Here is a 20,138-nt window from a genome sequence, read left to right on the forward strand (position 1 = left end):
AAGAAATTTCGTATAACATATGTATAAGATAATTGTATTTCTCTCTCTTTTATCTTAACTACATTATACGAGAATATTTCCATAAGTGAGCCTCCAAATCTATGATTTGGCAAGGCAAACTTACTCAGCGAAGATATCTGAGTCGAGTTTCCTTATATGGAGAAGAATATTACCATAAAACCATATTTATTCTCGAGAATATTACCATATATATGGTGAAGAATATGCTTTACATAAATTTTTGCATATATCTCTAATAGAGGTGATTATTTATGGCAAGAAAAAAAGAATTTGTAATGAGCAAAGATGATATAGCGTATGAAGAACCTATTGATGATGGTTTTAGTGATGGATTTACCGAACCCGAAGGAAAATGCATTGCTACCTTTAGCTTTTCTGATGATAATGATGATATTTCTACTGATAAAATATCTAAAGAAATTCCTCCAACAACTCCTAAAAAATATGATAACAGAAAAACTCTTGGAGCTAATGGAGCTGCTCCACCAATTGATGGAGAACCCTTAAATGTAAAAAGGACATATATGTTAAGAGCTTCTACCGTTAGGAAACTAAATGAACTAAAAAGCATCAACCCTGATTTAAATACTTATGTTAGTTCAATTGTTGATATAGCTATAAGTGAATATTATAATTCTATCACCAAGAAAAATACTACTGATTAACATATTAGTTGAAAATAATAATTTTTAAACATCACTTTCCCCATAATTAGTAATATAACTTATTTAGAGAATGGAGGTGAACATGATGGATGTGAATGATCTAATTAATGTAATAGCAAATACTGGATTCCCCGTAGCAGTTTCTACATATTTGCTAATTAGACTTGAAAAGCAAATTACTACTTTATCATCATCAATCAACAAACTAAATACAATAATTTCTACAAAGCTAGGTGTTGTTATAGATAATGATGATAACAATGCAGCTTAATATAAAGCAATAAGCATACTTAATGTTTATTGCTTTATATTTTTTTTATAAAAATATATGCATTCCTCTATTTTCTGTATATATCTTATGTGAAACCAAATGAAAGGAGGAAAAACAAATGGCAGTTACTAAGACTATAGAAACTTCTTCTCTACAAATAGAGTTAGAAAGTGGTAAAGATGCTTCTGGTAATACTACTTTCAAGAAAAAGACTTTTTCTAACGTAAGAACTGATGTTGATGTTCAGAATGTTTATGATGTAGCTATTGCTATGAAAAATGTTCTAAATGTTGCAACTAGAGATTTTTACATCATTGATTCTTCAAGCATAGTTAATGCTTAGTTTAAAAATCTCTACCTAAATTTTTAAGAAAGGAGGATCTTCTAAATGGACTATATTTTATCTTTAACATTTGTTTGTGCTAATGGACAAAAGAATTCTTTAAGTATTGAAGGTGTTAAACCTACAATAAGTAAAACTGAAGCTAGTGCTCTTATGGACACTATTATAGCAAAGAATATTTTCTTAACTAAAAATGGTGCTCTAATAGGCAAATCAGGTGCTAACTTAACTGTAAGACAAGTTACTAAACTTGATGTAGCTTAATAAAAGGTAGAATTCGTGTATACTAAACATGAATTCTACCTTTTTCTATTTTATTGTTGCACATATTAATTTATATACTCTTTCTGAAACTTCAATTATTTTATTTTTATCAGAAAAATTATCTATAGGTTCAATAGTAAAAATACATCCTTTTGTAGTAAATCCATTTGGTATGTTACCTAAAATTATTTGAATTCCAAAATTACCAGTTGGATTAATATTTTTAATAGCTAATTTGTCATAAACTAATTTATATATATCAGGAATAATTTCATCAGTTTTTTGAAAAATAATACTTTGGTATTTTTCATACCACTGTTTATAATAATTATCCCATATATCTAAAAATGTATTATATCCAATTTCAGTATCTTTAAATAAAACTTTAAATAAATCTTTTTTTCTAATACATCTTATATCCCATTGTACAAAAGAGTCATTACCAGTTTCCCTAAAGGATTTTTGAAAATCTTCAATAATGGTATTCCATGTATTTCTTGCATTAGATTCAAGTTCCTTCCTATCTAAAAATCCATCTTTTGAAAATAATTCTTCTTCATTGTACTTGTTTAATACATGTATAATGAAATTTAAATTTATAGAACTATTATTACATAAAGTAAATGACATTATGACACCCCCTTTATAATTGCTCTAATATTCAAAGCCAAATTTGAAAACATCTATATCTCTATATTAGATGAGTTAAATTAAAGTACTTAATTGCAACCATTTTGAATAAGCTTTTTTTCCCAAACATCACAAAACTCAAAAAAGTTATCAGGTGCAATATTTACACTTTTTTCATCTTCCATAGCTTTCTTGGTAAATTCTTTTAGCTTTTTTATAAAACCTAAATAATCATTATTATTAATATTGTCACTATTTACATTAAAGTCTGGAACAGACATACCCTCATCTTTCATAAAGATAATTAAATTATTTACATAGAATTGCATAGTACCACAAATATCTCCTCCACATTCTACAGTTCCAAATTCTTTACAAGTATCTTGAAAAGCATTATATGCTTTTTTAGTATTAATGGTATTTTTATTTCTTTGATCTATTTGAATATTATCTTTACTGTTATTTTCAGTCTTATCAGCCTGATTTTTATTTCTAGGTTGTATATAATTAGTATTATTAGCTGATTCATTTTTAATATTTAAATTAGATATATTATTATAAGTATTTATGTTATTCATTTTTTCTTTGTTCCTCCTCATATGAACAGATATATTATTTATCGATTATGGAAAAATAAACTTAAACTGTAAATTGCATCAACATGTTTTTTTGTTAAATATTACTTACCATAATACTATTGTCTATCCACATTACAAAAAAAGATATTAAGTATAATTAAACACTTACTATCTTTAAATTTTATATCAATATTTATATTATCAAATTTCTATAACACTCATTATAAAACAAGTATATTTCTATGACCGAAAAATAAATCTTGGAGTATTTTAAGCTTATAATCCAAATGATTCAATACTTTTTATTATTTTAACATTCCTTTAAAAGTTATATGAAAAATAGGAAGTGAAGTTCCTTGAGAAAGAACCTCACTTCCTATTTTGCATATAAAATTTCATTTAATCAATAAACTAAGCTGCCACCTTTAGCCATTTAGTTCAAATAGTATTTAACTAACTTATCTAATCATACTTGTTTAATTAAATGTTTTTTCATTGTAATTAAGTTTATTATATAAACTTTCAAATTTTTCAGCTACACTTTTATCAATAATATAAAATGAATTGTTATAAGAAATTTTGTCATCAAGAATACCAACGCTAGCAGTATTACCATTTTCATCTATAATGTGTATAGAATATATCCACCCTTTATATTTCTCATCAAGTTTTTTTTGAATTTTTATAGATTTTATAAAAGATATCACTTTATCCATATCTTCATTAGATCCTATAACTTTTTCCAACACTGGATTACCAGTTTTAATAATCACAATAGCCTTTGGAGTTATATTAATTGTTATATTTCTATTCATATTATTAACTCCTTTATGTGAGATAGTAAAAAATATACCACCTAATGATATAACAATCATTACCCAAAATATATTTTTTTAATTACAAACATCTCATATTTCAAATTAACTAGATAGCAACCATATAGTCTGTCCATGCAACATTAACATAGGCCTCATTTGATCCCCATCCATTAATAACTTTATATAATACTGGAATAGAATCATTTTCAGCTGTATGAGCAAAACCTATTGCCACAACCCAATGATCTCCATATTGATTACCACTAGCCTGATGTAGTCCTAGTATAAATGGTAATCCAGATTTAAGCTTGTCTACTCCGTGAGCTTCTGCTGCAGGCCCTGAACTTAGGTCATATAAACTTACGTCTCCTTTGAAGCCAACCCTCTCTGTTAAATATTTTTTTAGTCCTGATTTAAGTTCATTTTGATTAGATCCTGGTGAATCTCCATCTACATATGGAACTATAGATTTAATGAATTCTTCTCCATTCCCCCCAGAATTCACAGAATTTTCATATCTTGAAGGAACAAAACCATGAGTTATATTCCAATGAAAAAATGTTAATAAATTTCCAACTGCGCAAGATCCACATATACCATTTGGATTGTAACTTAGATTTGGTATTTTTCCCTCTATTCTGTCTACATAAAGAGTATTATTACTAGCCTTATTAATAGTTTTGGGTGATTTTACTGAGTTACTTAATTGATTTTTCTCAACATTTTTTTTAAATCTATTTATTCCTTCTTGAACTTTTTCTTTGTTATTTTCTTCTTCATTAGTTTCTAAGTTTTTTAGTTTTCCACTATTTTCTTCATAGGAACCTGTAGGTCCACAATAAACATAATGTTTACTTGAATCTTTAAAATATTTGTTATCCTCTGTTAAGCTAAATTCTGATATTTCATTTGTTGATTCATCAATTATAATATATCCTTCGTTTAAATCAAATAATATAGCTGATTCATCATTTTTCGCATTATACAACGGAATATTTTTTTCAATTACTTTATCAGATTTCATTCCCTTGAGAAGTTGTACAGCAGTATTCTTATACAAATCCTCCCCTGAAATTTTGTTTGTTGTTGCAAATGCTGTTGATTGTGTTAACAATAATGATATTGTAGCAAATACAGAAATTTTCTTTAAATGTTTAATCATTTTTATCCCCTCTCACATCCTAAATTATACATAATATAAAATAATATGTAAATATACCAACATAAAATTGAAGTAATTATGTATATTTTTGCTAAAGCATTTTTATAAAAAAAGATAATAAGCATAATTAAACACTTACTATCTTTAAATTTTATATTATCAAATTGTTATAACACCCATTATAAAACAAGTATATTTCTATAACTGAAAAATCTTCTTTAATTATCAACACTTAATTCCAAGCACCCTATTCTCCAATGACCCTCATCAACAAGCTCAACTTTTAAACAATCATTTAACTTAATTACATTAAGAATACTTATCCCCCTACTCTCCAATCCATAACTATTATAATAAATTCCTCAACCACTAACCCTTTCTTCTCCTTCAAGTTTACTATATCCATCAATCTGATTAAGCTTAACACCATAAATACAAAATAAATCCTTGAGTGTTTTTAACTAAATATGGTGCTCTAATAGGCAAATCAGGTGCTAACTTAACTGTAAGACAAGTTACTAAACTTGATGTAGCTTAATATGTTTTTCAAGGGTAAATTCTATGTACAACAACATAAAATCTACCCTTATTCTCTTTTAATTTATAAATACTAAATTCAAAATTGTTTTTTCAATTTCTACAAATGGCTTAAGACTATTAATTTATCTACTCTGACAAGTAATCTTTTAAGTAGAAAACTTGATTATAATTATTATTCCATATATTATTCCACTTAGCTTTATATTTAAAATTTTCAAGCGATTTTTTTAATTCATCTTCTGATATGTCAATTAAGTAAACTTCAATACTTTCATTATATTCACTTCCATGATCAAAAGAATTACCACCAAGTATTTGGATATGTTCATCATTTCTCAAATATTCTTTCAAAATATCTCTTTCTATTTTTATGTGGCTATTAATTCCCATAGGCTCCTTTGACTTAATTCCTACGGATATTTCTTTAAACTTATCAATATTCTTATTTGAATAAGATACCTGTTGATTATTTAAAATTCTTTTATAATCCTCATCACTTATTGTTTTCATCCCTGATGTAAAAACTATCTTAGGTTGAATATAAGATAATATGTAAAGACTTTCGCTTACAAATAACAGAAATACTATAACCATCAATATATAAATAATTTTTTTCCCCATAATACCCCCACATATTGAAACTTTTTTACTTATATTACAATTATATCATAGTGTGAAAAGTAATGCTGAATCATTAACGTTGAATCATTAAGTGATTGCTTTTCAATAGCAAATCAGGTGCTAACTTAACTGTAAGACAAGTTACTAAGCTTGATGTAACTTAATATATTTTTAAAAGGTATATTTCTTGTATAACAACATGAAATATACCTTTTTCTTTAAATATTGCAATTAACTATTCTTTTTTAATTTTTCTGTCTCAGTTTTATATTTATGATATTTATAGATTCCAAAAATTATTCCACTCCATAATAATATATTAAATATAGTTATCAGAAGAGTAAACCATTCAATATTAACACTGTTCATAACTATTACCTCCTAATTTAGTTAATACTAAATTAATGATAACATATACTCTAAAAAATTTAAATTTTATATTATGAAATCACTATAATACTGTAAAACAAGTATATTTCTATGCCCCAAAAATCCTCTTTAATTATTAACACCTAATTCTAAAAACCCTATTCTCCAATGACCATCATCAACAAGTTCAACCTTTAAATACTCATCTGTTTTAATTACATTAAGAATACTTATCCCACTACTTTCCAATCCATAACTATTATAATAATCCATAATAAACTCCTTAACCCTAACTCTATATTCACCTTCAAGTTTACTATATCCATCAACTTGATTAAGCTTAACCCCATAAATAAAAAATAAATCCTGGAGTGTTTTAAGCTTATAATCCATTAACCCTCTTTCTTCATATAATCTCTCTAATTTAGATTTATTCATAACCTTTCCCATCCTCTTTCCTCATTATTTTTTTTACTTCTTACCTATCATTCTTCAATTCAGTTGTCTCATTTTTATATAAATATAGGTACCAGAATTAATATCATTAACTTCTACCCTATGATCCGTAAATCTATATCCTGGATATAAATTTTCAAATATCTTTTTATCTCCTTGGGACTGACTTAACTCCCAAACTTTCTTATGAGAATATTTATAATCATTTACTTTTACAATTGGCTGCTGCAGATTTTTGCTTTGGCACCACCGTTTACTTCCCTTAGGATCTTTAGCAATATAATTAGCTAGTTCTTCATATCCTAGTTCATTAGCCTTAAGTCTATCAGCATTAGAATGCTTTCCCTTCCCCCATATCCTCTCAGCTTCATCTCTATCCATACCACTCATAACTATATGGTGATGTATTCTTGTCTTAGTTCTTTTATCTTCAGTAGCTTCTTTATATTCTGTTACTGCTATATACTTTAGTGGTTCTAATCCATTCTTCTTCCTATATGTTTTTATTCTTCTCAAGAAATTCTGTACATTCTTTTTAGCCTCTTCTTCACTTTTAGGTAAATTCTCTTCATCATAAGTTCCATGAAATACTATATCTTTATCTGTAAAATTTGCATTTATTAATCTTCTTAGATGTTTCTTAGAATTTTTATCATTTAAGTTTTTTTGCTTAGGGAGTGATATTTTATTTTTCTTCCCCCTCTTCTGTTTCTGTTCATTCTTTGTTATTGGATAAATTTCTACCTCTAGATATTTTCCACTATAGATTCTCTTCTCTCTTATAGGCACCTATCTCTTCACCTCTTATCCTCTTCTAAATTACCTTATGGTTATTAAGATAATACCTATTACAAGCCCGATAAAAGGTTGTTTTATAGCCATTTTTAAGCTATAATAAATATGAGGTTTTTAATCAGGCTTCACACACATTGCAAGCTTTGACGAGGTGCAGTGTGTATTTTTTTGTAATAGATTTAATAATTGATTTCAAAAAATCCTCCTTCCATAAAAGCCCTAACAATTTTCTTAAATTACTTAGCTTGTCCTCTTATTGTTTATACATTAAAAGCTTTAATCATAGAAAAAACTCATGAAAACATAAATGAAACTTATTAATGTCCATATTGTTAAAATCATATTAATGAAAATTCCTATTTTCTTCTTTTCTTTCTTGCTTATCATAAAATCCCTAAAACACAAAATTAAAAGCATCATCAAATAAGTTAAAGATAAACCTCCTGCTATTGCTTTAAATAAAATATACATATACCACCTAATCCTTACTTAACATTTATTATGTTATTTTTTAGGCCTTAAGGCACTAAGCCTGTTTCTCTTTTGCTTCCAACTTATCAATTAAAATTTTCAATTCTTCTGTACTGAGCATATCAGCAGTTATATTAGCCATAATTCTTGCATACCTTTTTTCAAGTTCTTCCTTCCCTTTCTTTTTACTTGGTAAAATTAATGATACAGTATACATTGTCCACCCCCATAAAAAACTCCATACATAATATGAATCATTTACCTAAAGGGTTACTATCAGTTTTCTTTTTCTTTATTTTCAATATTACTCTCTTCATCAATTCCCTCCTCATTTAAAATTTCATTAATTGACATATTAAGACCTTCTGCAATTTTACTTACTGTATCAACACGTGGATTCTTAGCTTTTCCATTCAAAATATCATGCAATGTGGAATATGGCACCCCACATTTATTAGATAACTCATGCATTGATATTCCTTGTCTTTCAAGTGTTTTAATAATCTTATTTATGTTCATCTTCCCCTCCTACTTATCGCCCAAGCGAGATTATATTTGAATTATATATCGCTTTTCTGACATAGTAAATATTCATTTATCGCTTGTACCACTTATTTTTCACACAAATTCCCATTTTATCTCACTAATACTCCTTTTTTTATTCATTTCTATCACATTAACGATAACTTTTAAATAATTATGTCATTTTACCGATAATTAATTTTATTGCATATTATCGGCAAACTGATATAATTTACTTATAACAAATAAAAACAAATAGAGGATGGTTTAAAATGAATATTAGTACCTTAGGATTAAATATAAAGACATTGAGAGAGAAAAAAGGATTGAGTTTAAATAAATTAAAAGAAGAATGTGGTATTGGCTATGCAACACTACATGATATAGAAAACGGTAAAAGCCAAAATTTAAACTCTAATAATCTAGAGAAAGTTGCAAAAGCATTAGACACTACAGTTGATGAATTACTAAATTTAGAAACAATTGAGCATACTGTTAGTGATATAGCAGATACATTAGATGCTATATTTAAATCTGATGAACTTAAATTAGATGGTATAGAATTAAATGAATATGAATCAGATTTTCTAAAAGATTTTTTCAAAGCTGGAATAGAAAGAATAAGAAAGAAAAGAGATGAAAGTAAATAATGACTAAAAGAGTAGCTATTTACAGTAGAAAATCCAAGTTCACTGGAAAAGGTGATTCTATTGAGAATCAAGTTGAAATGTGTAAAGACTATATAAATAGAGTTATAGGTAAAGATGTTGAATTCACCATCTATGAAGATGAAGGCTTCAGTGGTGGAAATCTTGATAGACCTAAATTCAAAAAGCTTATGCGTGCTATAAAAAGCAAGAAACTTGACATTCTTGTATGCTATAGATTAGATAGAATCTCCCGTAATGTAGCTGATTTTTCTTCAACACTAGAAATTTTACAATCTCATAATTGTGATTTCATTTCAATCAAAGAACAGTTTGATACAAGTACTCCAATGGGCAGAGCTATGATCTATATAGCTTCTGTTTTTGCCCAATTGGAACGTGAAACTATTGCTGAAAGAGTAAAGGATAACATGCTTGAAATGGCCAAAAATGGTCGTTGGACTGGTGGAAAAATTCCTGTTGGCTTTACTTCAGAAAGGACTTCTTTTATTGATGAAAATGGATTACCTAAAGAAAGAACTCAATTAATTGTAAATGAAGAAGAAATGAACCTGGTAAAATTCTTATATGAAAAATACCTTGAACTTGGTAGCCTACATCAATTAGAAGTCTACATTACACAAAATCAAATAAAATCAAGAACAGGCATTATGTATGAAAAATCTACACTTAAGATCATTCTACAAAACCCTATATATGTTAAATCAAATTCAGAAGTTATAAACTATCTGAAAAATAACAATTGGTCCATCTACGGAGTGGCTGATAATGTTCATTCACTATTAACCTATAACAAAACTGAGCAAAGTAAAAAGAATGGAAAATTCGTAAAACAAAATAAACCTTTAAGTGAAAGATTTGCAGCAGTAAGTACTGTAGAGGGCTTTATAGAACCTGAGTTATGGCTTAAAGTTCAAGAACAGTTTGATACCAATAGAACAAAATTCCCAAGACTGGGCAAAACCCACAATGCTCTATTAGTTGGCAAACTTAAATGTGGAAAATGTAAGGAGTATATGTTAATTCAACATGGATCTGTCTCCAATGCCACAGGCAAAAAACGCTTTTACTATACATGCTCATTAAAAAGAAAATCACACAAAGCATTATGTGCTAATGACAACGCAAAAGCAGATATAATAGAAAAACTTGTAATACTAAGCCTAAAACAAGTTTCTCAAAATAAAGAAGAGTACTTAAACTCCCTAAAAGAGCAGTATAAGCAAAAGGCAAAGGAAAATAGTGTAGGTATAGAAAAACTTTCACTTGAAAAATCCTTATTAAACAAAAAGAAACAAATTGACAATTTAGTAGATAAACTTTCTTTAACCACAGAAATATCTGATATCCTAGTTACTAAAATTAAAGCCCTGGAATTAGAATGTAAAGATATTGAACTAAAAATCAATAACCTTGAGTTAGATAATACTAAATTAAAAATAGATATGTTAAATGTCCAAATCATAGAAAAACACCTCAATGATTGCAAAAACATTGATACATTACCTATGGAAAAACAGAAAGAAATAATAGATGGGCTAGTTGACGTTATTTATTGGTATGGTAAAGGCAGAGGAAATGGACGTATACAAATGAAGTTTATTGGAAGTGATGAAGATGATAAAGAAATAGAATATAGCGAAGAAGAATTATCCAAAATTTTGCAGAATGGTTCACCTGGGATGTCCTGTATCTAAAAGTATTATATTTTCAGCAAATTCTTTTAATGCATATTGCTGACATACCTTACTGTTAAGTTTATCATAATTAATATCTTCTTTTGGAACCTTTAATACAACAACGCCCTTATCCTCTAACTCATTTCTTATTTCATCTGATAAACTTTCTTTAGCTAGTTTACAGGACCCACTCATAGCCCCTAACACATCTTCTCCTCTTTCTCCTTGAGTATCAGACACTCCACATCTTTGACTTATACTTATTCTTGGTCCAAATGATGGACATCTTAAAATGCACATAGAACAACCATTACCATACCTTAAACAATTTCCCATAGGTCCAGTTGTACCTGTTGTCTCAATAAAGACATCGCCTTCCACGTAGGTATCATCTGCTAAATATATTCCTTTAATCTTGTGCCCATCAAATTCTACATCTCTTACCCTACTTTCCATATGAAGATTAATTCCTAAGGATTCTACATAATCTTTAACTTCTCCCTCTATTTTATTTACATTATAAAGACTAGCATTTTTATGTCCTGGAAACTCTATATCTTTATGAGTTGTCACCCTATCAGTAACCTTAATTAAATCGCCTCCACCTAATGCAATAAGTTCTTCTGATGCAGTATATCTACCATTATTTCTCATAATGCCACCAACATTACCAAGTCCTAATAATAAATCAGTTTTCTCATAAATATGAACTTCAGCACCTGCTTTTTTTGCACTAATAGCTGCAGCTGTTCCTGCCCAACCTCCACCAACTATAACTATTTTCATATAAATCTTCTCCCCTTAAAAATGCTTCTTGGATCTTGCTGCAATTTACAGAATCTCTTTACTTTATGTCCAGCATACCTTGCTGTACATGCACCACAGATTCCTTCTCCACAGCACATCTTAAAATTATTGCAACAAGATAACTTAATATCATTTCTATTTATTTTATCTAAATAATCAATTACACCATAAGTCAAAATATCTGCACCAGCTAAATGAATGAACTCTATGTTCTTATCCTTAATTGAATGATCTATTATAAATCTACCTTCCTTAGATAACTTTCCATTATGAAGAAGATTTGTTTCCTTTGGAAATATACCATACTTCTCTATATTTTCTTTAACAAAATTATTCTTATAAGGACTCAAATCTACATAAACATCTACTTCATTATTATTAGAGACAAGTTTTCGTATAACTGGCATCATTGGTGCCATTCCTATTCCTCTAGAAAAAATTAGGCAATTTTTTTCTTTTTGTGCTATTAAATTATCTATTCCAAATACACCATTCCAATATGGCCCTCTTATTACTATTTCATCATATAATTTTATGCTTTGTATTCTTTTTGTTTTAATTCCTCTAATTTCAATAACTACAGTAATTATATTATTTTCTATATCTGATTCCATAATTGAAATTGGTATATCAAAAAAATAATTTTCATCAGTCCTAATAAATATATAACTACCTGGTTTCACTAAATCTAGTGCAAGTTTATGAGGAGCTGAAAATTTAATCATGGTAAGTTCTTTATTAAGTGCTTCTACACCTACAACCTTGCAAGTTATAGCTTTTCTTCCCTCCTTTGCTTTCAACCCATTATTATAAAATTCTTGATATACACAAACTCCTTTCCAATTTACACAATCACAAAAACATTCTTCATGTAATTGAGAACATAATATACATTCACCTGATTCTGCTAACTTACATGGGCAATATTCTGTTCCACAGTCAATACAATCCATTTTTTCTTTAATCATCAAGTACCCCTTTTATAGAAATTACTCCTTATATTAAAGTATTTTCTAAAATATAATTTGTTACATCATTATACATTTATTTCATTCCTATTCTCACTTAAAAGTTATATAATGAATATAGACAATTATAAAAAGGAGAGATATTAATGGATCTTAATAGAAATGATCTTTGTTGGTGTGGTAGTAATAAAAAATATAAAAAGTGCCATTTAGAATTTGATCAAAAATTACAACATTATGAAAATAAAGGTTGTATAATCCCACCAAAGGATATAATTAAAAATGCTGAACAAATTGAAGGAATACGTGCAAGTGCTAAAATAAATACTGAAGTCTTGGATTTAGTTGCTAAAAATATTAAAGCAGGTCTATCTACTGAAGATATAGATATTTTAGTTCATGATTATACAATTTCTAAAGGGGCAATTCCTGCACCTTTAAACTTTGAGGGTTTTCCAAAAAGTTGTTGTACTTCAATTAATGATGAAATATGTCATGGAATACCTGATAAAAATGTAATATTGAAAGATGGAGATATTATAAATGTAGATGTATCTACTATTTATAATGGGTATTACTCTGATGCATCAAGAATGTTTATGATTGGTGAAGTTCATGAAGATTTGAAAAAACTAGTTAGAGTATCTAAGGAATGTTTAGATTTAGCTCTTGAATCTGCTAAACCTTGGGGGTTCTTAGGTGACATTGGTGAAGCATGCCAAAAACATGCTGAAGCTAATGGTTATTCTGTAGTACGTGAATTTGGTGGCCATGGTGTTGGACTTCAGTTTCATGAAGATCCCTTTGTTGCTCATGTAGGTAAAAAAGGTACTGATATGCTATTAGTTCCTGGCATGATTTTCACAATTGAACCTATGATAAATATGGGAAAACCTAACTTATTTGTAGATGCAGATAATGATTGGACTGCTCTAACAGAAGATGGATATCCTTCATCACAATGGGAATACACTGTCCTAGTCACTGAAACTGGAACAGAAATACTTACTCACTAATATTTTTAATTATAAGAATTTTTCAAATTAAGGATATGCCTATTACAATAGTAACTGGTATATCCTTAATTTGTATAAATTTCAACACAATATCATTATAGGTATTAATATCCTACAATTACATTTTTTATTTTTAATATTTAATTAAAGTTTTCTTTAGAATCATCCGAAAACTATATTGAACAACATATTTTTACTAAAGAAAAATATAAATATTGGAGGAAAACTTATGTCAGATGTAGTATATGCACCTATTAAAAAAGGTGATATTGTAATGATAATGGATGAAGGTGATTGGTATATGGCTACAGGAATTTGTACTGAAGCTGTAGATGGATATGCTTATCTTGCGTCACTTAGATTTCCAACCTTATTATATGAGGTAAATATAACGAATAGAAACAAAATAGTATATTTCAAAGACTATGTTATAAGTAAAAGAGGCTATTATTAATGCTAATAGTCCATTTAATAATTTTATTAAATATTTAGTTTGTATTTATTACATAGAGAATACTACTGTTACTAATATTCTCTATGTATACATCTTTAAATTGGAAGCTTCTATTATTTTTCTATTTTAATAACCAGTAACTTCTTCATTATTTATAATTTTTACAATAGAACTAGTTCCAAGTCTACTAGCACCAATTTTTATAAAAAGCTCTGCTGTTTCTAGGTCTCTTACTCCACCAGCTGCCTTAATTTTAACTTCTTTCCCTACATGTTTTGCAAATAATTCCAAATCTTCCTTAGTTGCTCCCCCTGTCCCAAATCCAGTTGAAGTTTTAATAAAGTCTGCACCAGCTTTAGTTACAACTTCACACATTTTTATCTTTTCTTCTTCTGTTAAGAAGCATGTTTCAATTATAACTTTAAGAATTTTTGAACCACAAGCTTCCTTTATTGATTTTATTTCATCCTCTATAAGTTCAAACTTCTTATCCTTAACCCAACCAAGATTTATAACCATATCAATTTCATCAGCACCATTTTCTATAGCATCCTTTGTTTCAAACACCTTAGTTTCTTTAGTCATATATCCATTTGGGAATCCTATAACTGTACAAAGAGCTAACTTTTCTCCTACATACCCCTTAGCTTCCTTTATATATGAAGGTGGTATACATACAGATGCTGTTTTATATTTTATACCATCATCACAAATTGTTTTAATTTCTTCCCAAGTACTAGTTTGATTTAATAGAGTATGGTCAACTGTACTTAATATTTTCTTCTTATCCATTTTTAATTCCCCCTGTAAACTTTACTCATTTCAGATTATCAAAATCTTATAATAATTGCAAACTATTTATTACAAAGATTTTTACATTCTAATCTCAAATTGTGCTTCTTCCTTATCAAAACCATACTCTTCCTCTTCTTTTTTTACTAGTTCTTTCATTACCATACTCTCATATGCATTAATCCCTTTTACATACTTGTATATTTTTTCTGTTTGATTCCACCTATCTGGACAATTTAGAACTACAATAATAATATCCTTTCCATTATCATTAACAGATGAAACTAAACATTTTCCAGCTTGCCCTGTATATCCGGTTTTTACTCCATTAGCTCCTGGAATTTTCCATAATATTTTATTAATATTATTGTAACTTCTTGTAAAATTATATTTTGCCTTATCTATTTCTTTAGTTCCTACAACTTCTCTAAAAGTATCATATTCCATACCTTTAGCAGTTAAAATCGCAAGGTCATAAGCAGATGAATAATGATCTCCAGAATCTAGTCCATGAGGTGATTCAAAGTGTGAATCTAATAATCCTAAACTAGTTGCAAAATGATTCATTATTTCTGCAAACCCTTCTATAGAACCTCCAATTCCTTCTGCTATAGTTATTGCTGCATCATTTCCTGATTTATACATCAAACCATATAATAATTCTCTAACTGTAATATTTTCCCCTGCTTTATATCCAACTTTAGATCCCCTAACTGAAGCTGCATTTTTACTTACAGTAAAAGTTTTATCTAAATCTCCTTTTTGAATTGCAATGAGAGCTGTTAAAATTTTTGTAGTACTTGCCATTGGAACTAAATCGTATCCCTTTTGTTCAAATAATACTTGACCAGTTTCCCTATCTAGAGCTATTGCATTATGAGCACTTACTCTAAAATTTTCTTTACTGTAGGCTTTTATAGTACATAAATTTATATTTAGTACCAATATTGCAGTTACTATAAACACAAATATTTTTCTAATAAATATTTTCATTTAAACCACCTTCTAAATTGTACTCTATGTGTAGTTTATCTTTTTTTTATTAATTAATACATTTTATAATAAAAAAACATAGTTTATTTTCAGCATAAATGGTAATACTATGAATGTTATATTTATGGAGGAATACTATGAAATTATTACTATTTATAATTTTAACTATTATTTTTGTTCCTTTACCTATTAAAATCACTTTATTTTTTTCAAAAGATAATTATTATATAAATGTATATAAATTTTCTTTAATTCAAAAAAAAAAGAAAGGTGAAACTGATTCTACTAATATCAGCAATAATCAAAAAAATACTAAAAGTAAAAAGAAAAAGTCTAGTTTATTTCAGAATCTTTCTGTAGATGGAATTATACTGTATATTAAAGAATTCAAAAGCAATAAATTTAAACCCAGGTTAAAAATAGATGGCTATTTTAACTACTCCTTTGCTGATGCAGCAAAAACAGCTATCTCCTATGGACTTTTATCTACTTCTTTGCCTTTGCTTTCTTTTATATTTAGTATTATCTTTAAAATAAAAAAATTTATATTACCTATAAATCCAATATTTAAAGATGAAATTATTACCGAAATTAAAATAACTAGTATAATAACCCTTTCTTTAGCACAAATTATTTATATGGTAATTTTATTCATAAAGGTAACTTTATACATAAAAGAAAAAGAAATTGAAGGAGGTAAAATATGAGTAATGAACATCCAATTGATAGTTTAATGAAAAGTACAATGGAAAGTCTTAGAGATATGATAGATGTAAACACTGTAATAGGTGATGCAGTAGAAACAAAAGATGGTAATTATATTATTCCAATTTCAAAAGTGAGTTTTGGATTTGCATCAGGTGGAAGTGAATTTCCTAACAAATCAACCCTAGATAAGATAGATCAAAAATATCCATTTGGTGGTGGCTCTGGTGCTGGAGTAACTGTAAAGCCTGTAGCTTTTTTAGTTGTTAAAGAGGACTCTGTAAGACTTCTTCCTGTAGACCATGATAGTACTTGTGATAGAATTGTTGACACTGTACCTCAAGTTATTGATATGATAAAAGACTTATTTAAAAAAACATCAGATTCAACTTCTGAAAAAGAAAAATCTTATGATTCTTCGGATTGTTCTTTTAAATTAAATGAAAAATAATCATAAGAATAGCTATCTAAAATAGAACTTTAATAATTTCTTTTAGATAGCTATTTTTATTAAAATTAATAAAAAATACTTATATGTTTATTTATACTTATCATTAATAAATTACTTTATTCGTCTTCTCCTTCTTCAAGAGTCATACTTGCTTCCAACTTCTCTTCTTCCTCTAATATAAATAAATCTAAGGAAGGTAATTCTTTTAAATCATGTAATCCAAACTGTCTTAAAAATTCTTCTGTAGTTCCATATAATATTGGTCTCCCTGGAACTTCAAGTCTTCCAATTTCTCTAATTAACTCTTTCTCAACAAGCTTTTGGATAGCACTTTCTGATTTAACGCCTCTAATCTCATCTATATCTATTCTGGTTATAGGCTGTTTATATGCTATAATTGCTAAACTCTCTAAAGAAGCTTGAGATAATGATTGTCTTTTATTTTTTTTCAACAATTTTTGAATATAATCACTATGCTCACTCTTTGTGGCTAACTGATATCCCCCATTAATTTTGATAAGTTTTATCCCACGATCTTCCTTTTCGTAATCTTTCATAAGTTCATCAAGTACATCTTCTACATATTTAATACTAGTTTCTAAGTGAACAGCTAAATCTTTTAACATAAGAGGTTCTCCACTTACAAAAAGCATTGCTTCTATAATTGCCTTTTGAATTCCTCTTCTAGATGTTTCCTTAAATTCAAACTGACCTACTTCAAACTTATTCATTTTCTGCCATCCTTTCAATGATTATAGTCCCAAAACTTGAACTTTGATATACTTTAACCACCTTTTGTTTAATCATCTCTAATAAAGCTAAAAAAGTTACTACACATTCAAGCTTACATTCACACTCCATCATTATGTCTTCAAAATCTGTGGATTTATCTTTATTTAACCTCTCTGTTAGATAATCAAATTTATCTTCTATTTTGTATTTATCAACATAAATTTTCTTCTGAATTACATTTGCTCTATTTTGCTTATTTCTATGAATTTCTAATAAATTGTTATATATATTATATAAATCTAACAAAGTAACATTTTTTAACAAATCATCATTATCAACTGGAGTTTTTTTAACTTCTTCAATTATTTCTGGCTTTTTTGTAAAAATACTACCTGCGCTTGTATACCGTTCCCTAAAGAAATTAGTTGACTCCTTAATTTTTTTGTATAAAATAAGCTTTTCTAACAAATTCTTCTCAATATCCTCTTCATCCTCTTCTTCCTTTTTAGGCTTCGGAAGTAAAGTCTTTGACTTAATTTCTATAAGGGTAGCTGCAACAACAATAAATTCTGAAGTAATGTCTAAGTCCATTTCCTTCATTTTATCTAAATAACTCAAATATTGATTAGTTACCTTATATATTTCTACATTATAAATATCCATTTGATTTTTCTTTATTAAATGTAATAACAAGTCAAAGGGTCCTTCGAAATTATCTATTTTTATACTTGGTAATTCCATTAACGATCCCCCTTTACCCTTAATAATTTCTAAAGTCTACTCCTTATTATAATATAAATTATAATCACTTTAAACCTAAATTTTTCAATAAAAAAGCTATCTCATTTTTTGAGATAGCTTTTTAATAATATTACTATTTAAAGATATTCTTTATATTATATTTAATTCCTTCAAATAATCCACCTTTTTGAATATCTCTATCTGAATAAATTTGAACTTCTCCAACTTTTTCATTTTGTAAATAAACCTCACACTTTCCTACTATATCTCCAGCTTTGTACTCATTCTTTAATTCATCTATTACGATTTTCTTTTCTAATTCTCCATTAATTCCTTTAGGAATTACCACTTCTAAATCTCCTAGTGCTTTAGCTATAAAGAATTTATCGGTTTTTTCTCCCATTTGAACTTGCTGTACATCTTCATCTTTTGATAATAATTTTTTTCCTTGAAACTTAGAGAATCCATGATTCATAAGAATACCTGCATCTCTATTTCTTATTTTATATGTTGGAGCTCCCATAATTACTGTTAACATCCTTACACCATTTCTTTTAGCTGTAGCAGAAATACAATATTTTGCTTCATTGGTGAATCCTGTTTTAAGACCATCACATCCTTCAAAGAATCTCACTAATTTATTATGATTTACAAGTTCTATGGGAGATTTTCTTCCTTCAGAAATTGTTTCCATATATATTCCTGAATATTTTAAAATAGTTTGATGTTTTAATAATTCTTGAGACATAATTGCAATATCTCTAGCAGTTGATAAATGACCATCTGCTGGAAGTCCATTACAGTTCTTAAAAGTAGTGTTCTTCATGCCAAGTTCTTTTGCTCTATTATTCATTAAAGCAACGAAATCCCCTTCTGTACCACCTATGTATTCAGCTATAGCTACTGCTGCATCATTTCCTGATGCAATAGCTACTCCCTTAATTAACTCTTCTAAAGTTCTCACTTCTCCTGTATCAAGAAGCATGGTACTTCCACCCATCTTCTTTGCATTTTCACTGCAAGTTACCTTATCAGACAAACTAACTTTACCATTATCTACAGACTCCATAGCAAGTAACATTGTCATTATTTTTGTAACTGAAGCTGGAGCAAATTTTTCATCTATATTTTTTTCATAAATTATTTTGCCTGAAATAGGTTCCATAAGAAGTGCTGACTTTGCTTCAATATTTTCTGCCCCACCTGAATTACCTTCTGTTTTCCCCTCCTCTTTTTCATCTATTTCAGCTTCAGTTTCTTCTGCCTTTTCTTCTGTTTTTTCTTCTTGTTTTATATCATCTTCTACTGCTAAAGCTATTGTATTAAATGGAATAACAAAAAATGTTAGCATAAGTAGTAGATTTAATGATATAAATTTTATATATTTTTTCTTCATTTATCTTCCTCCTTTCTAGGATTATTATTACCATTTCAAAAAAAAATATCACATTTTGTCACTTTAATAAAAAAAAGCTGTAATAAAGTTCTATAACAAAACTTTATTACAACTTATCTTATTCTATCATTTCATAAATTAAAGAGTTTATTTTAGTATAAAATTTTTCTTATTTCACCCTTAACTTTCTGCCATACACAAGTATTGTAT

Annotated in this window: 26 protein-coding genes and 1 pseudogene; 10 read left to right on the forward strand and 17 right to left on the reverse strand. The window is 27.9% G+C overall.

Annotation, left to right across the window (positions count from 1 at the left end):
- The first annotated feature begins 272 nt into the window (after positions 1 to 272).
- From NNC19_RS19325 to NNC19_RS19340, 4 genes are all read left to right on the forward strand, one after another.
- Positions 273 to 686 (forward strand): hypothetical protein, encoded by a 414-nt coding sequence (locus NNC19_RS19325; protein WP_310940332.1) that lies wholly within the window; start codon positions 273 to 275, stop codon positions 684 to 686.
- Between the two features lie 85 nt (positions 687 to 771).
- The gene (locus NNC19_RS19330) at positions 772 to 957 is read left to right on the forward strand and encodes a YvrJ family protein (protein WP_310940333.1); all 186 of its coding nucleotides are present in this window, start codon (positions 772 to 774) and stop codon (positions 955 to 957) included.
- A 118-nt stretch (positions 958 to 1,075) separates the two neighbouring features.
- Entirely contained in the window at positions 1,076 to 1,300 is a 225-nt protein-coding gene (locus NNC19_RS19335) for a DUF1659 domain-containing protein (protein ID WP_310940334.1), read from the forward strand.
- A 45-nt stretch (positions 1,301 to 1,345) separates the two neighbouring features.
- A complete protein-coding gene (locus tag NNC19_RS19340; RefSeq protein WP_310940335.1) occupies positions 1,346 to 1,564 on the forward strand; it encodes a DUF2922 domain-containing protein in 219 nt (72 codons plus the stop codon).
- A gap of 45 nt (positions 1,565 to 1,609) precedes the next feature.
- Here the strand turns inward: NNC19_RS19340 and NNC19_RS19345 are convergent, their stop codons facing one another.
- The 10 genes from NNC19_RS19345 to NNC19_RS19390 all read right to left on the reverse strand — a co-directional run bounded on the left by NNC19_RS19345 (position 1,610) and on the right by NNC19_RS19390 (position 8,523).
- Positions 1,610 to 2,194 (reverse strand): hypothetical protein, encoded by a 585-nt coding sequence (locus tag NNC19_RS19345; protein ID WP_310940336.1) that lies wholly within the window; start codon positions 2,192 to 2,194, stop codon positions 1,610 to 1,612.
- An 89-nt stretch (positions 2,195 to 2,283) separates the two neighbouring features.
- Positions 2,284 to 2,772: a hypothetical protein gene (locus NNC19_RS19350; RefSeq protein ID WP_310940337.1), complete on the reverse strand. Its 489-nt coding sequence runs from the start codon at positions 2,770 to 2,772 to the stop codon at positions 2,284 to 2,286.
- A gap of 476 nt (positions 2,773 to 3,248) precedes the next feature.
- Positions 3,249 to 3,587 carry a hypothetical protein gene (locus NNC19_RS19355; RefSeq protein ID WP_310940338.1) on the reverse strand — a complete coding sequence of 113 codons (339 nt, stop codon included), beginning with the start codon at positions 3,585 to 3,587 and terminating at the stop codon, positions 3,249 to 3,251.
- A gap of 109 nt (positions 3,588 to 3,696) precedes the next feature.
- A complete protein-coding gene (locus NNC19_RS19360) occupies positions 3,697 to 4,752 on the reverse strand; it encodes a hypothetical protein (protein ID WP_310940339.1) in 1,056 nt (351 codons plus the stop codon).
- 666 nt (positions 4,753 to 5,418) lie between these two features.
- Positions 5,419 to 5,913 carry a hypothetical protein gene (locus NNC19_RS19365; protein ID WP_310940340.1) on the reverse strand — a complete coding sequence of 165 codons (495 nt, stop codon included), beginning with the start codon at positions 5,911 to 5,913 and terminating at the stop codon, positions 5,419 to 5,421.
- 231 nt (positions 5,914 to 6,144) lie between these two features.
- On the reverse strand, positions 6,145 to 6,282 hold the full coding sequence (locus NNC19_RS19370; protein ID WP_310940341.1) for a hypothetical protein: 138 nt from the start codon (positions 6,280 to 6,282) through the stop codon (positions 6,145 to 6,147).
- A 129-nt stretch (positions 6,283 to 6,411) separates the two neighbouring features.
- On the reverse strand, positions 6,412 to 6,732 hold the full coding sequence (locus NNC19_RS19375; RefSeq protein ID WP_310940342.1) for a hypothetical protein: 321 nt from the start codon (positions 6,730 to 6,732) through the stop codon (positions 6,412 to 6,414).
- A 42-nt stretch (positions 6,733 to 6,774) separates the two neighbouring features.
- Positions 6,775 to 7,527, reverse strand: coding sequence for a hypothetical protein (locus tag NNC19_RS19380; RefSeq protein WP_310940343.1), 753 nt, complete (start codon positions 7,525 to 7,527; stop codon positions 6,775 to 6,777).
- Positions 7,528 to 8,059: 532 nt separating this feature from the next.
- Positions 8,060 to 8,221 (reverse strand): hypothetical protein, encoded by a 162-nt coding sequence (locus tag NNC19_RS19385; RefSeq protein ID WP_310940344.1) that lies wholly within the window; start codon positions 8,219 to 8,221, stop codon positions 8,060 to 8,062.
- Positions 8,222 to 8,280: 59 nt separating this feature from the next.
- The gene (locus tag NNC19_RS19390; RefSeq protein ID WP_310940345.1) at positions 8,281 to 8,523 is read right to left on the reverse strand and encodes a helix-turn-helix transcriptional regulator; all 243 of its coding nucleotides are present in this window, start codon (positions 8,521 to 8,523) and stop codon (positions 8,281 to 8,283) included.
- 275 nt (positions 8,524 to 8,798) lie between these two features.
- Here NNC19_RS19390 and NNC19_RS19395 point away from each other — a divergent pair, with 275 nt between their 5' ends.
- Positions 8,799 to 9,176, forward strand: coding sequence for a helix-turn-helix transcriptional regulator (locus tag NNC19_RS19395; RefSeq protein ID WP_310940346.1), 378 nt, complete (start codon positions 8,799 to 8,801; stop codon positions 9,174 to 9,176).
- A complete protein-coding gene (locus NNC19_RS19400; protein ID WP_310940347.1) occupies positions 9,176 to 10,891 on the forward strand; it encodes a recombinase family protein in 1,716 nt (571 codons plus the stop codon). Before NNC19_RS19395 ends, NNC19_RS19400 begins: the two co-directional genes overlap by 1 nt.
- Here NNC19_RS19400 and NNC19_RS19405 read toward each other — a convergent pair.
- Positions 10,871 to 11,659: pseudogene (locus tag NNC19_RS19405) on the reverse strand (FAD-dependent oxidoreductase); the annotation flags it as partial. The gene NNC19_RS19400 and the pseudogene NNC19_RS19405 sit on opposite strands and share 21 nt — an antisense overlap.
- Positions 11,656 to 12,648 (reverse strand): sulfide/dihydroorotate dehydrogenase-like FAD/NAD-binding protein, encoded by a 993-nt coding sequence (locus NNC19_RS19410; RefSeq protein WP_310940348.1) that lies wholly within the window; start codon positions 12,646 to 12,648, stop codon positions 11,656 to 11,658. The pseudogene NNC19_RS19405 and the gene NNC19_RS19410, both read right to left, overlap by 4 nt.
- Positions 12,649 to 12,794: 146 nt before the next feature.
- On the opposite strand from NNC19_RS19410, the gene NNC19_RS19415 reads away from it, so the two are divergent.
- Together NNC19_RS19415 and NNC19_RS19420 are read left to right on the forward strand one after the other, a co-directional pair.
- Positions 12,795 to 13,664: a methionyl aminopeptidase gene (locus NNC19_RS19415; RefSeq protein WP_310940349.1), complete on the forward strand. Its 870-nt coding sequence runs from the start codon at positions 12,795 to 12,797 to the stop codon at positions 13,662 to 13,664.
- A gap of 229 nt (positions 13,665 to 13,893) precedes the next feature.
- Positions 13,894 to 14,118, forward strand: coding sequence for a hypothetical protein (locus NNC19_RS19420; protein ID WP_310940350.1), 225 nt, complete (start codon positions 13,894 to 13,896; stop codon positions 14,116 to 14,118).
- A gap of 126 nt (positions 14,119 to 14,244) precedes the next feature.
- Here NNC19_RS19420 and deoC read toward each other — a convergent pair whose 3' ends face one another.
- Both deoC and NNC19_RS19430 read right to left on the reverse strand, forming a co-directional pair.
- The gene (deoC, locus tag NNC19_RS19425) at positions 14,245 to 14,910 is read right to left on the reverse strand and encodes a deoxyribose-phosphate aldolase (protein ID WP_310940351.1); all 666 of its coding nucleotides are present in this window, start codon (positions 14,908 to 14,910) and stop codon (positions 14,245 to 14,247) included.
- Between the two features lie 81 nt (positions 14,911 to 14,991).
- Positions 14,992 to 15,903, reverse strand: a complete 912-nt coding sequence (locus tag NNC19_RS19430; protein WP_310940352.1) for a D-alanyl-D-alanine carboxypeptidase family protein — start codon at positions 15,901 to 15,903, stop codon at positions 14,992 to 14,994.
- Positions 15,904 to 16,040: 137 nt separating this feature from the next.
- Here NNC19_RS19430 and NNC19_RS19435 point away from each other — a divergent pair, with 137 nt between their 5' ends.
- Positions 16,041 to 16,610, forward strand: a complete 570-nt coding sequence (locus NNC19_RS19435) for a DUF2953 domain-containing protein (protein WP_310940353.1) — start codon at positions 16,041 to 16,043, stop codon at positions 16,608 to 16,610.
- Positions 16,607 to 17,059 (forward strand): GerW family sporulation protein, encoded by a 453-nt coding sequence (gene ytfJ, locus NNC19_RS19440; RefSeq protein ID WP_310940354.1) that lies wholly within the window; start codon positions 16,607 to 16,609, stop codon positions 17,057 to 17,059. Before NNC19_RS19435 ends, ytfJ begins: the two co-directional genes overlap by 4 nt.
- Positions 17,060 to 17,175: 116 nt before the next feature.
- Here ytfJ and scpB read toward each other — a convergent pair whose 3' ends face one another.
- The 3 genes from scpB to NNC19_RS19455 form a co-directional block, all read right to left on the reverse strand.
- Positions 17,176 to 17,790, reverse strand: a complete 615-nt coding sequence (scpB, locus tag NNC19_RS19445; RefSeq protein ID WP_310940355.1) for an SMC-Scp complex subunit ScpB — start codon at positions 17,788 to 17,790, stop codon at positions 17,176 to 17,178.
- Positions 17,783 to 18,532, reverse strand: a complete 750-nt coding sequence (locus tag NNC19_RS19450) for a segregation/condensation protein A (RefSeq protein WP_310940356.1) — start codon at positions 18,530 to 18,532, stop codon at positions 17,783 to 17,785. The genes scpB and NNC19_RS19450 overlap by 8 nt, the downstream gene beginning before the upstream one ends.
- A gap of 133 nt (positions 18,533 to 18,665) precedes the next feature.
- Entirely contained in the window at positions 18,666 to 19,928 is a 1,263-nt protein-coding gene (locus NNC19_RS19455; protein WP_310940357.1) for a D-alanyl-D-alanine carboxypeptidase family protein, read from the reverse strand.
- Between the last annotated feature and the right edge of the window lie 210 nt (positions 19,929 to 20,138).

The organism is Clostridium sp. SHJSY1, assembly GCF_031626875.1.
In the GTDB taxonomy this organism is placed as follows: domain Bacteria; phylum Bacillota; class Clostridia; order Clostridiales; family Clostridiaceae; genus Clostridium.